This is a genomic window from Phaeovulum veldkampii DSM 11550, assembly GCF_003034995.1.
GTDB classification, from domain to species: domain Bacteria; phylum Pseudomonadota; class Alphaproteobacteria; order Rhodobacterales; family Rhodobacteraceae; genus Phaeovulum; species Phaeovulum veldkampii.
Window position 1 is genome coordinate 22,469 of sequence record NZ_PZKF01000030.1, and the last position, 12,355, is coordinate 34,823.

Consider the following 12,355-nt stretch of genomic DNA (forward strand, 5'->3'; position numbering starts at 1 on the left):
CACCGCCCGGCACGGCGGGCTTTGCCGCACTGCCGCGCGCCCCTCTGCGGGCCGTTGCCCCAAAGGGGAAAGGGCCAAGGGGCGTTCGACAATCACCGGTGCCGCCAGACTTTCACAGCCGAAATCACCAGAATGACAGCCAGGCCGGGGATCAACACAGCCGTCGGGATAATGCCAAGAAGCAGCCCGCCTGTGAGGGTTCCGACGATTGATCCGGCAGCCATGACCATCAAGAACTGCTTGTTTCGCCCCAGAACCGCAAAGCTTTGATCCCGGCTGTATCGGGCAAAGCCGGCAACCCCCATCAGCGAGGCCACGACCCCGATCCCGAAACCGGCGACGACCCCGGCCGCCATCTGCGCCGCACCGCTCAGCATCTGACGGGATGCAGAGGCATCATGCTCAAAGATCAGAACCGCCGCGATCATCACCAGCAAGGCTGCAATCAGTTTGTAAAGCGTTTCCGATTTCAGGCGCGTGGCCCAGCCCGCCCCGAACCACGCCCCGGCCAGACTTCCGGCCAGCAGATTGACCACGACAGGCCAATGCGCAGCGATATCCCCGAAGGGCACGGTCCCCGCGCGAAACGGCAAGGCGGTCGCCACGACGACCAGACTCATGGCTTTGTTCAGGATCACGGCCTCCAGCGCGGCAAACCGGAACAGACCGATCAGAAGCGGCAGCCTGAACTCGGCCCCGCCAAGGCCGATCAGGCCACCAAGAGTGCCGATGACAGCGCCACCGCCAAAAGCGGCAGGCAGGCTGCGGCCGGTCGATGCGTTGTCTGTCGTAGGCATTTCCCTGAGTATCGCGGCATGGTTGGACGATGCAAGGCGGGCGGGCAGGACCGCAAGATGCCCTTGGGCGGACACGTTACAAGCTGATGTGTATCTTGATAAAAATGGCGCGGTTGACGGGGCTCGAACCCGCGACCCCCGGCGTGACAGGCCGGTACTCTAACCGACTGAGCTACAACCGCGCATGGTCTGCACAAGGCAGCGTTCGGGCGATCCGGAAAAGTGGCGCGGTTGACGGGGCTCGAACCCGCGACCCCCGGCGTGACAGGCCGGTACTCTAACCGACTGAGCTACAACCGCGCGCTTCGCCCGGATCGCCGCCCGAACGTGGAGAGGGTATTACGCAGCCCCGCAGGCGGCGTCAAGCACAATGGGCGGCAATTTTTCACCGCTCGGGCGCAGGGATGAATTCGACGTCATCCCCCGGCGGCAGACGAAAGCGGCCATGCGCCCAGTCACCCGCGCGCCATGCCTCTTTGGCGGCTGCGATCCGGTCCTTTGACGAGGCGACAAAGTTCCACCAGATATAACGTGGCCCCTCCAGCGTGGCGCCGCCCAGCACGATCAGCCGCGCCCCCTGCGCCCCGGCGCGAACAGACACCCGGTCGCCGGGGCGGAAGATCAGCATCCGCCCGGCCTCGAACCCCTGCCCCGCCACTGTAACCGATCCGGTCAGCACATAAACGCCGCGGTCTTCGTGGTTGTCGGGCAAGGGCAGACCCGCGCCGGGGGCAAGCGTCGCATCGGCATAAAACATCTCGGACGGCAGCGGCAGCGGCGCGTTCGCGCCCCAAGCCTCGCCCAGAACCAGCCGCACCTGCTTGCCCTCGGCCTCCAGCACCGGCAGCGCCGCGGCTTCGACATGGGCAAAGGCGGCGGGGTCATCCTCGGCGCCCTTGGGCAGCGCGACCCAGGTCTGGATGCCGAACAGACTGTGACCCGTGGCGCGTTCCGGCCCGTCGGAGCGTTCCGAATGGGTGATGCCGTCGCCCGCCAGCATCCAGTTCACCGCGCCGGGGGTGATCCAGCGGTCGGTGCCCAGCGAATCGCGGTGATGCAGGCGGCCCTTCAGCAGATAGGTGACGGTCGCCAGCCCGATATGAGGATGCGGGCGCACGTCGATGCCCTGCCCGGTCAGAAACTCGGCCGGGCCCATCTGGTCAAAAAAGATGAACGGCCCCAGCATCTGTCGCGCCGCCGAGGGCAGTGCGCGGCGCACCTCGAACCCGCCCAGATCACGGGCGCGCGGCACGATGACGGTTTCGATCGCATCCACCGCATCGCCTTTGGGCAGATCGGGGTCGAGCGCGGGGTTCCAGCTCAAGACGGCCTCCTGTCAGTATCTGACCTTGAATATAGCCTGGCGGGCGGCGTCTGAGACCTGTGACCGGGGCGCAGGGCCTGTGCGCGGGCGCACCGCACTGGCAGCGGCAACGCCGCGTGCTAGATGCACGGGAACTTTCGCAGACAGAGGCGCCATGTTCATCGTCACCCCCGAAACCGTCTGGAACCCCGGCGCGCTGGAAACGCGCTATCTGCCGCGGCAGTTCTTTGAACGGGTCACGCTGTTCGGGCGCCGCGGGCTGACGCCGGGGCTGGCCGCGCGGATGGTGTTCGAGATCGGCTTTCTGCGGTATCTCGGCGCGCTGATGCCTTTCGTCTTTGCCATGCTGGTCTGGACCGAACATGCCGTGGCCATCGCGCAGGCGCCGCTGTTGATGTTTCCGGTGGTCTATTTCGTGGAAACGTCAGTGCTGCGGATGACCCCCGAGGCCCGAGCGCGCCTGATCGCCCCCGCCGAGGCCGAGCGCGGGCTGGATCTGTTGCGCGTTCGGGCGGTGGCGATCCTGACCCGGATCGCGGCGGGGCGTGGCATGTCGACGGGGCGACTGCATCTGGTCGTGGAACAATCCGACATCGCGCGGGTGGCGCCGCTGACCTATGTGTCGGTCCAGTCCGAAGACGGCCCCGAGGTGCTGGCGCTGACGCCCGAGGAAACCGCGTTGATCCGCGACACGCTGTTTCAACCGCCGCTGGACGAGCGGACGCTGCACCGCATCAATCTGGCGCAGGGCGACTATCTGCGCGACATCGCGCTGGAGGCGCGCAGCGTTTCGGCCCATGCGCGGCTTGCGGCGATGATGAACGCCTAACGCACCAGGCTGAGAACATGGCCAAAGGGCGCGGCCGGGGCCGGGCTGGCATCGAGCACGGCCCAGATCACCGGCAGGCCGCGCGGGGCGGGGCCAAAGGGGCCATCCAGATCGGTGAGCACGATCACCACCGACGGCCTCAGCGCCACCGCCTGTGCGATGACCGGGCCGAACGCGGTGCCGCCACCCCGCGGCAGCACCAGCGCCCCGATCTGCGCCGCCGCCGTGGACGGGTCAAGCCGGGTGACAGACTGCACCTCCTCGTCAAACACCATCAGGTGCACCTCGGCCCCTGCCCGCCGGGCGATGCCCGTGACCTCGGCCGCAAACAGCGCAAGGCGCACCTCGTCGATCGAACCCGAGGCATCCAGCGCCACCACGATGCGCGGCACATCGCGCGACCGCAGGACGCCGGGCTGAAAGGCGGGTGACGGGCCGCCCGCGCGCCGCGCCTCGGCCTCCATCGCCACCCAGGACCGAGCCGGGCGGCGGTGGCTGAGGCGCGGGGCCTGCGTGACCGCCCGCGTCACCAGGCCGCGCAGCACCACCTCCCACGGGGTCTGCGGGGTGGGAATATCGGCCAGACGGTGCCCCAGCAGCCCCACACCGCGCCCGGCCATTCGCCCCGTCTCCATCGCGCGGGCCAGATGCTGGCGCCAGTCGGCGGCGGCACGGGCCTCGTCGGGGGCGGCGCCCGGCTCGGACTGGATGTCCTCGCCGAACTCACGGCTGGCGGCATGGGCCAGGGCGCGATCCGACTCCGACCGCCCCGATCCGCCGCGGCCCTGCATCAGCCGGATATAAAGCCGGTCCACATCCCATTCCGCCAGCGCCGCAGTGGGCGGCACCTCGATGCCCTGGGTGGCCGCCAGCAGACCGCTGAGCGTCAGCGCCGGGCGCGGCAGGGCGTGGCCTGCGAACAACAGCGCCTCGTTCACGATGGCATCGGCGGCGATGTTGTAAAGCCGCCGGTCGAACCGGTCGGCAAAGCGCGCCGCCATCGCCTGCATCCGCTGCGGGTGGCGCAGCGCCACATGCAGGATGTGATGGGCCGCCAGCCCGATCTGCTCGTGCAGCGGCAACGTCGCAAAGGCCGGGCCGTAGTAGATGGTGGCGCCCGCAGTTTCCGCCGCAGGCCCGCCGTCGCGGTCGCGGTGATCGCACCACAGCGCCAGCGCCGCTATTGCCGGGTCAGCCTCGTTCAGCGCCCGCAGGGCGGTGCCGGCACGGGCGGAATGGCGCGTCATTCCAGCCCCGCGGCCCGGCGTTCGGCGGCATAGGCGGCATAGGCGGGTGACGCGGCAAAAGCCGCCTGCAACCCCTGCCCCAACGCCTTGCCGATCAGCGCCTCAAAGCCGTAGGTGCACAATTCGCCCAGCGGCAGGCGGGCAAAGGCGGGTTCGGGGCGCAGGCGCGACAGGTGGCGGATTTCAGCCATGATCTCGATCACGCCGGGCAGGGTTTGGGCGTCGGCGATGCCGATCAGGCCGTAAACCAGCGCCGTCAGCCCGTGCATCGTGTCGGGATACATCGCCACCCGCGCCCGCGCCCCGGTCTCCAGCATCGCCGTGACCTGCACGGTCGCTGCGATTTCATCGGCAATCAGCGCAAATTCGGCCGCCACCGCCTCGCCCACCGTGCCCGCGATCATGATGTCGCGCAGCCGCCGGTCGGGGACGGTGGCCAGGATCGTGGACACCCGCGCCCAGGATCGCGGCGTGCAGGCGATCATCTGGCCCCGGCGCAGCGCCTCTTCGGTGGTTTCCAGCAGGTCGGGCCGGGTGCGGATGAAGGCCGTCACCGCCGGATGCAGCCCGTTGGGAATGGCATAGCGCGCAAGCCAGTCGTTCGCCTCGGCCCTGAGCGACAGGTGGATCAGCCGGTCCGACAGCGCGGTGCCCATCTCATAGGCCACGGCGCCATCCTCGACCCCGTTGCCCGCCGCCACGATGAAGGTTGCGGCTGGCAGCAGGTGCCGTCCCACCCGGCGTTCCTGCAACAGGCCGTAAACGGTGGGTTGCAGCGCCGGGGCGGCGGCGGTCAATTCATCCAGAAACAGGATCGCAGGGTGGTCTGGATCGTCGGGCAGATCCTCGGGGCGATACCAGACGGTGCGCTGGCCTTCGTGGTCGTAATAGGGCAAGCCGCGCAGATCCTGCGGCTCGATCGTCGTCAGCCGCAGGTCGAACAGCCGCGCGCCGGTGCTGCGGGCCAGTTGCGCCACGATCTCGGTTTTGCCGATGCCGGGGCGGCCATGCAGCATCCACGACGCCGTCATCCGCCCCGCCGCCTGCGCCTGCCAGCCATGCAGCAACACATCGAATGCCTCGCCCGCCGACACCGGCCGCGTGTTCACGCTCATCCCGCCTCTCCCTGTCTCATGCTCCCATCCTAGGGCGCCCAGCCGCCACGGCAAGCGGCGCTGCGGCGGCAGCGTGTCGGTCTGGCGGGGCGGGCCAGCCGCTAGACCAGCGGCGCCCGCGGTTTGCGGCCGCGCAGGATGTAGGCGATGGCCTGCAACACGATGCCGTTGGTGTTGATGTCGGTATAATCGGTCATCGACTGGCCGCTGGCGGCATAGATGCCGGGCGAGAGGCCGCCATCAGCCACCCGGATGCGGGGGCGGACATGGTCCAGCAAGGCGGCGGAATAGCCACCGGGCCGGATCGCCGACCACAGATAGGCGGCCTTGGTGTTGATCACCTCGGCCTTGCGGCGGAACGCCTCGGTCTGAAAGGCGGCATCGGCTTGCAGCACCGTCATGCCCCAGCGGTTGCGGACATCGTCGATCCGAAGGCCGTGGTAGGCAAACCAAGGCGGGCTATCCAGAACGGTTTCCGACACCGCATGAAACACGCCGCTCTGCGCATGGGCGCGGCGCTGCGCGGAATACAGCACATCTGCCAGCACCGCCGAGGGCGCTGACAGCCCCATCTCGACCGCCTCCAGCAGCAGCGGCTCGGCCCCCAAAAGACCCAGCCACGCCGCGCGCGACAGAACCTGCATCTGCCCGTCGGTCCCGGTTTCGACAGGCGGAAGATCGTAGGGGGACTGCGCGGCAATGCCCCAGCCCCCCAGCGCACGGGCGCCATAATGGCTGCACTGCGACCGGAACGTGTCTTCCAGCCGACCGCTGGTGACCGAATACAGATGCCCGCCCCGGACCATCGGCGCGATGTCCCAGCCCGCCACCAGCCCCGCCGCCAGCCCCGTGGTCAGCGGATGGGCCTCGAACTCGCGCAGCACGCTCAGCAGGCGGATGGTGTCATAGGCGTTGAAATCGGCCGTCACCACCGCCTTGCGGTCGGTCGCAATCTCGCTGGGGGGCAGGCGGTGGCCGTTGAGCGTGATGACCGGCAGCGCGCCAAGGATCGTCTCGACCCGCGCGACAAACGACACATCGTCGATCAGCCCCAGTTCATGCGCCGCCATCACCCCGCCCAGCAGCGAGGCCAGATCCCACATCGTCAGCACCCGGTAGCTGGAGGTCCAGATGCCGGCAAAAAACACCGTGGCCGGACACAGGCCAGTGACCGGTTCGGTCATGGTGTCGATGAAGCGCCAGGCCTGACGGGCATCGTCCAGCAGCAGCGCCGCCTCGGATTCGGGGTCGGGCAAGATCGGCGTGGGCGTAGCCGCCATATCGGCCCGCATCTCGCGCAGCAGCGCCAGCGCCGGGTCTGCGGGTGCGATACGGTCGGCAAACTGCGGCAGCGTGGCAAGCCGCGTGGCATCGCGGGCGTTGAGGTCTTGCAGCATCTGCACCAGCGCGGCCCGCGGCGCGGGCGCGGCATAGGCTGCCGCCGTCACCCCCAGAACGATGTCGCGGGTGATATCCAGCGCCGCCAGACGCGCCGCGGCGTCTGGCGCGCCATCCAGCGTCAGCGCGTCGCGCAGATGAAACAACCCGTTGCCATCCATCCCCAGGGGCGCCTCGGGGGTGCGATGCAGCACCAGCCGCAACCCTGCCTCGGCCAGACGGGCGGTGGTGCCGGGGTCGGGGTCGCCCCGCAGGCAATCGGTGCCGCTGTCGGTCAGCCGGGCCGCCCACTCAGGCACGGTCAGCCCCGGTTCCGGCACCAGCGACAGGCACAGCGGCGGCGCCCCGGCGCCCGCCACCGAATAGGCGACCCCGGCGGCATCCAGCGCCTGCGTCAGCGCGGCAAAGCCCTGCACGGCGTCGGGCGGCGGCGGGTCGATCAGGATCAGGCACGCCCGATCCTGGGCCTGTTCGAACCAGACCACATGCTCGCGCGGCGACATCACAAAGGCCAGCCCCGCCGCAATCTGTGCGTCGATCAGCAAAGCCAGCGCCTCGGCCCGGTGGCCGATCTCGGTTGCCGACAGCGCGCCGATGCCCTCCAGCGACAGCACGATCTGCACCAGCCCTGACGCCGCGCCATCGCCGCCGATCCACTTGGCCAGCGGCGGCGGCCCATCGACCAGCCGGTGCCGCGCGCCGCCGCGCATGCAGACCGCGTTGGTCTGGCACGCAACCGACGCCGTGGGCACCAGCCCCTGATCCAGCAGCAGCACGTTGCGAAAGCCGGCCGTGCGCACCGCATCAAAGCCAAACTCTTGCCCGGCGCTGGTCGGCGTGGCGATCGACACCGGAACCGGCAGCGCCACCTTGGGGTCGCGCCGGGCAAGCCCCGCCTCAAAGCCTGCGCGCGCCCGGCTGGCAGCCCGGCTTTGAAAATAGCCCGTCGCCGCGCCCAGATCGGCAGCCCAGGCGACCGGCTCGCCCAGGCCCGGATATTCGGCAAAGAACCTGCACAGAAAGGTGGCCAGCGCCGGGTCAAAGCTTGCGGCGCCGGGCTTCAGGATCAGCCCTGCGGGAATGCCGCGCTCTACCAGCGGCGCCAGAACTGCGCGCAGATGGTCTGTGGACAGGCCGGGGGCCAGATCGTCCAGCACCAGCACCAGAGCGCGCGGGTCCGCCCCTGAAGCCCGCGCCGACACCGAAAATGCCGGGCCAAGGCCCGTTGCGGCCAGAAGTGTCAGAACCGATCGGCGATCAAGGCGCATCTTGTCTTTCGTCACGGGGGCCGACGCCAGATGCACGGCCTGTCAGAACCAGACGGTAAAGGAACAAGTGCTGAAATCAATGTTGTTTAGGACTATCGCTCGACTATCACGACGATTAACATAAGAAAAAGTTGTGAACCGCCCAGACGAAACATTCCGTCGGCGTGCCGCCGCGCCAGATGCCCGACAGGGGGGTGCCGCTTGCCAAGCCACCGGCCTGACCAGAGGCCAGATCACCTCAAGGCCGGGCCTGCCGCCACGTCTGCGCCGGCCGCAGCGCCTGTCTTTTTTGATCCGGGCCACCGCCGCCGCCTTTTGGTGCGGATCATGGCGGGGCTTGTCACCACAGCCGCCCTGCTGTGGCTCGCCGGATTTGGGCTGAGCGTGTATCTTGTCGAAAAGCTGCCGGGCCTGTCGCCCCGCCTTGAGGCCGTCACCGAGGATGGGGGGGGGGCTGTTCGGCCCGGCCCTGACAGTGCCGCGGGGCCAGCGCGCAGTGATGACGCCGGCGCCCGCCTGCGTCGGTGCGCCGCTTGCATCGGGCGATCTGCTGCCCGCTGCGGAATCGCCTCGGATATTCGCGCATTTCCTGCCGTGGAGCCCCGAGGCGCTGGCAGGCGTCGGTCAGGCCTGCGGACATATCGGAACCGTGCTGCCCGAACTGTTCCGGCTTGATCGGGACAGCGCCCGAATTGCCGCCCTGATGCCAGAGGCTGATCCTGCGCGACTGCGCATGGCGCTGGGGCTGACAAACACGACAACGGCGATCATGCCGGTGGTGCTGATGGATCTGGGCGCCCGCGCCGCCACCGACGCGCCGATTCTGGACGATCCCGCGCTGCGCGACCGGATCGTGCAAGACCTTGCTGGCCAGTCAGCGCGGCACGGGTTTGCGGGGCTGTGCCTGCAACCCTACAACCTGAGCGCCGCCGATGTACCCGGCCTTGCCGCCCTGCTGTCAGACCTGTCGGTGGGGCTGTCCGGGGCGGCCCTGTCCTGTCTGGTCAGCGGGGCCGATGATGATCTGTGGCGCGACCCGGCGCTTGTCGCTGCCGCCGACCGCGTCGTGCTGCGGGCCTTCCGCGATCTTGACACCAGCGACCTGCCGCAACCGCTGGCACCGCAGGCGTGGTTTGCCGCGCTGATCGACGCGGCGGTGGACACCATCAGTGCCGACAAGCTGATCGTGGCCCTGGGCGGCTTTGGCTATGACTGGGTGTCGGGCAACGCGACACCGGTCCCGATCACTTATGCCGAGGCGATGCACCTTGCCGCACGCCCCGGCGGGCGGATCGACCTTGCCCCCGAGGTGCTGAACACCAAGATCGCCGCCGTCGATGCCGCGCGCCGGCTGCACCGTATCTGGATGCTGGACGCGGTGTCGGCCCACAATCAGCTAGCGGTTCTGGCGCAGCACGAAGTTGCGGGTGTGGCGCTGTGGTCAGTGGGGGGCGAAGATCCCGGCCTGTGGCCCCTGCTGGATCGCAAGGGCGCGATTGCGGCCGGAACGCTGGAACAGGTCTCGCTGGCCGAAGACGTGATCTACGAAGGGATAGGGCCGCTCTACCGGCTTGCGTCCGGGGCGGTGGCGGGGAAACGCGACTTGCTGCGCGACCCCGACAGCGGGCTGATCACCGGCCAGAATTACACCCGCATCCCCCAGCCCCATGTGATCGAACGCTTTGGCCCGCCCGGCGCCGATGAAATCGTGCTGTCATTCGATGACGGGCCAGACCCGCGATTCACCCCCGCCATTCTTGACATCCTGCGAGACAAGCAGGCGACAGCGACGTTTTTCCTGCTGGGGCGCAATATCATCCGCCACCCCGAAATCGCCCGCCGGATCGTGGCCGAGGGCCATGAATTCGGCTCGCACAGCTTCTTTCATCCCGACATGGCGCGCACGACCGTCGCCCGGATGCAGATGGAACTGAACGCGCTGCAACGGCTGCTGGTCAGCACAACCGGCCGCGGCACGATGCTGTTCCGCCCGCCCTACGGGCGCAGCGAGGGGCCGCTGACGGCCGCCGAAGTGCGCCCGCTGACCGTGACCGATGCCGCCGGATACATCACCGCGGGCGGCGACATCGTGCCCCCTGACTGGACCGGCCTGAGCGCCGAACAGATCGTGGCGCTGGTGATGGCCGAGGTGGGCACCGCTGGAACGGGGGGCAAGGTCATCATCCTGCACGACGCCGGTGGCGACCGCTCGGCCACGGTCGCGGCGCTGCCCGTGCTGATCGACCGGCTGCGGGCGGGCGGGTTTCGCATCGTGCCGATGTCCGCGCTGCTGGGGATGGAGCGCGATCAGGCGATGCCGCCCGCGACCGGCTCGACAGTGACCTTCGACCGCTATTCCTTTGCGCTGCTCGCGCAGATGGGGCCATGGCTGGCCTCGATCTTCTGGATCGTGGTGCTGGTCGGACTGGTCCGTTCGGTGAGCATGCTGGCGCTGGCGTTGTGGCGCGGGCGATGGCGTCCAGACCCCGCGGTAGCTGGCTGGACCCCGCCGGTCACGGTGCTGATCCCCGCCTACAACGAGGAAAAGGTGATCGCTAGGTCCATCGCGGCGGTGCTGGCCTCGGATTACCCCGATCTGCGGGTGATCGTGATCGACGACGGCTCGTCGGACCGAACGCATGAAATCGCGCTGGCAGCCCATGGCAACGACCCGCGGGTACAGATATTGCGGCAGCCCAATCAGGGGAAATGGGCCGCGCTGAATACCGCCTACAGCCACGTCACGACCGAGATCGTGGTGGCCATCGACGCCGATACGATGATCGCACGCGATGCGATCAGAGGGCTTGTTCCGGCGCTGCGCGACCCTGGCGTTGGCGCGGTCGCGGGCAATGTGAAAATCGGCAATCAGACCCGGCTGCTGACCCTGATGCAGACGCTGGAATATGTCACCGCCCAGAACATCGACCGCCGCGCATTCGAGCGGATCGGCGGCGTGATGGTGGTGCCCGGTGCGATCGGGGCCTGGCGGGTCGAGGCGGTGCGCAAGGCGGGCCTTTACAGCAACGCAACCGTCGCCGAAGATGCCGATCTGACGGTCGCCGTGCAGCGTGCCGGATACCGGGTGCTGTTTGCCGAAGATGCCATCGCCGTGACCGAAGCCCCCGAAGGCGTGGCAGAACTGATGCGGCAGCGCCTGCGCTGGACCTTTGGCATGATGCAGACCGCGTGGAAACACCGCGGCGCCGCGCGCGAGGGGCGGCCGGTTGGTCTGGTCGCACTCCCCGATCTGGCGCTGTTCGGCATCGGCATGGGCCTGTTGGCACCCTTGGCCGATCTGGTGCTGCTGGGGCTGTTTGCCGACATGGTGGTCAGCCTGACCCTTGGCCTGCCGGTGCTGGGCAGCCGCCTGCCCGCGCTGATGCTGGCGGGGTATCTGGCGCTGCCCGCGATGGACATTGTCGTGGCCGCAACCGCACTGCGGTTTGAACGCCGCGAAAGCCTGCTGCTGATCTTGCTGATCCCGCTGCAACGGCTGATCTATCGCCCGCTGCTCTACATCACGGTCTGGCGCGCAGTGCTGCGGGCAACCACCGGCCAGATCGCAGGCTGGGGCAAACTTGCCCGCAAGGGCGTCGCGCAATTGCCGGGGCAGTAACGCCCCGGCAAGCCACCTAGAACATCTGGCAGGTGCTGGCGATCTCGCCGGGGTTCACCGGGTAATCGGGGCGCGGGTTGATCACGACATTCTGCAACGCGGTGATGCGATTCATGCAGGTCTGGGTCGAACCGACCGAAACCTTGCCGCCGCCAATGTAGATATCCAGCCACGGATGGCCGCGGTGGCCGGTATGGCACGGCCCGTCCTGCGGGCGGTTGCCGTCGCCGCAGACATCCTCGACGATGGCGTATTTCTGCAACCGTTCGATATAGAAGCGAGTGCCCGGCGCAAAATCCAGCGTCTGTCGCCCACCCTCGATGCGGTGGCCCACGGCAATCGTCACCGGGTCGGCATAGGTGCCGGTGCCCCCGGCCTTGCGGTGGATCACGGGTTTCGAAATCTCGGCCGATCCAGGGGGGGTGTTGTCCCAATAGCTGTAGCCAGTCAGATAGGCGGTAAAGCGCCGCTCGGACGACGACCCGCCACGCGGATCGGTCATCGAAGACACCGACGCCCCGGCAGGCGCCGCAGTCGCCCGGCTGGATGCCGCCAGATCAATGCAGGAAGCGACAGTCACAGTCGCCACAAGGGCTGCCGCCAGCCCGGAAAGTCGTCTTGCCATGTCATGCCCACCTTAAGGAACGGGGCGCTGTTGCCGCGCCGCTTGTGCGACAGGAACATATACATGAATTGAATTCTGGCTATGGGCGGCGCGGAACTGTGGCGAAAATGCGCCTATTGCTGAAAACTTTTTG

The 12,355-nt window shown here is 68.3% G+C and carries 8 protein-coding genes and 2 tRNA genes; 2 read left to right on the plus strand and 8 right to left on the minus strand.

The genetic code is table 11. The annotated features are described in order from the left end of the window. Positions 1–92: 92 nt before the first annotated feature. The 4 genes from C5F46_RS12190 to C5F46_RS12205 all read right to left on the minus strand — a co-directional run bounded on the left by C5F46_RS12190 (position 93) and on the right by C5F46_RS12205 (position 2,121). Positions 93–797, minus strand: a complete 705-nt coding sequence (locus tag C5F46_RS12190; RefSeq protein ID WP_107325626.1) for a sulfite exporter TauE/SafE family protein — start codon at positions 795–797, stop codon at positions 93–95. Between the two features lie 105 nt (positions 798–902). After that, positions 903–979: transfer RNA gene (locus C5F46_RS12195), tRNA-Asp, on the minus strand. A gap of 41 nt (positions 980–1,020) precedes the next feature. Further along, positions 1,021–1,097: transfer RNA gene (locus C5F46_RS12200), tRNA-Asp, on the minus strand. Positions 1,098–1,182: 85 nt separating this feature from the next. Next, positions 1,183–2,121 (minus strand): pirin family protein, encoded by a 939-nt coding sequence (locus tag C5F46_RS12205; RefSeq protein WP_107325627.1) that lies wholly within the window; start codon positions 2,119–2,121, stop codon positions 1,183–1,185. Between the two features lie 154 nt (positions 2,122–2,275). Here C5F46_RS12205 and C5F46_RS12210 point away from each other — a divergent pair, with 154 nt between their 5' ends. Beyond that, entirely contained in the window at positions 2,276–2,950 is a 675-nt protein-coding gene (locus C5F46_RS12210; protein ID WP_107325628.1) for a hypothetical protein, read from the plus strand. Here C5F46_RS12210 and C5F46_RS12215 read toward each other — a convergent pair. The 3 genes from C5F46_RS12215 to C5F46_RS12225 form a co-directional block, all read right to left on the minus strand. Beyond that, positions 2,947–4,197 carry a vWA domain-containing protein gene (locus C5F46_RS12215; RefSeq protein ID WP_107325629.1) on the minus strand — a complete coding sequence of 417 codons (1,251 nt, stop codon included), beginning with the start codon at positions 4,195–4,197 and terminating at the stop codon, positions 2,947–2,949. The genes C5F46_RS12210 and C5F46_RS12215 overlap by 4 nt on opposite strands. Then, the gene (locus C5F46_RS12220) at positions 4,194–5,312 is read right to left on the minus strand and encodes an AAA family ATPase (protein ID WP_107325630.1); all 1,119 of its coding nucleotides are present in this window, start codon (positions 5,310–5,312) and stop codon (positions 4,194–4,196) included. Before C5F46_RS12220 ends, C5F46_RS12215 begins: the two co-directional genes overlap by 4 nt. A 101-nt stretch (positions 5,313–5,413) precedes the next feature. Then, positions 5,414–7,978 carry a DUF3131 domain-containing protein gene (locus tag C5F46_RS12225; RefSeq protein ID WP_133618521.1) on the minus strand — a complete coding sequence of 855 codons (2,565 nt, stop codon included), beginning with the start codon at positions 7,976–7,978 and terminating at the stop codon, positions 5,414–5,416. Between the two features lie 499 nt (positions 7,979–8,477). On the opposite strand from C5F46_RS12225, the gene C5F46_RS12230 reads away from it, so the two are divergent. Next, complete coding sequence (locus C5F46_RS12230) at positions 8,478–11,597, plus strand: glycosyltransferase (protein ID WP_168796870.1); 3,120 nt, start codon at positions 8,478–8,480, stop codon at positions 11,595–11,597. A 16-nt stretch (positions 11,598–11,613) separates the two neighbouring features. Here the strand turns inward: C5F46_RS12230 and C5F46_RS12235 are convergent, their stop codons facing one another. After that, positions 11,614–12,222, minus strand: coding sequence for a hypothetical protein (locus C5F46_RS12235; protein ID WP_235820165.1), 609 nt, complete (start codon positions 12,220–12,222; stop codon positions 11,614–11,616). Positions 12,223–12,355: the final 133 nt, after the last annotated feature.

Coding starts and splice junctions, on each gene's coding strand:
- C5F46_RS12235 (WP_235820165.1), bottom strand. CDS start 12,222: ATGGCAAGACGACTTTCCGGGCTGGCGGCAGCCCTTGTGGCGACTGTG.
- C5F46_RS12230 (WP_168796870.1), top strand. CDS start 8,478: ATGACGCCGGCGCCCGCCTGCGTCGGTGCGCCGCTTGCATCGGGCGAT.
- C5F46_RS12215 (WP_107325629.1), bottom strand. CDS start 4,197: ATGACGCGCCATTCCGCCCGTGCCGGCACCGCCCTGCGGGCGCTGAAC.
- C5F46_RS12220 (WP_107325630.1), bottom strand. CDS start 5,312: ATGAGCGTGAACACGCGGCCGGTGTCGGCGGGCGAGGCATTCGATGTG.
- C5F46_RS12210 (WP_107325628.1), top strand. CDS start 2,276: ATGTTCATCGTCACCCCCGAAACCGTCTGGAACCCCGGCGCGCTGGAA.
- C5F46_RS12225 (WP_133618521.1), bottom strand. CDS start 7,978: ATGCGCCTTGATCGCCGATCGGTTCTGACACTTCTGGCCGCAACGGGC.
- C5F46_RS12190 (WP_107325626.1), bottom strand. CDS start 797: ATGCCTACGACAGACAACGCATCGACCGGCCGCAGCCTGCCTGCCGCT.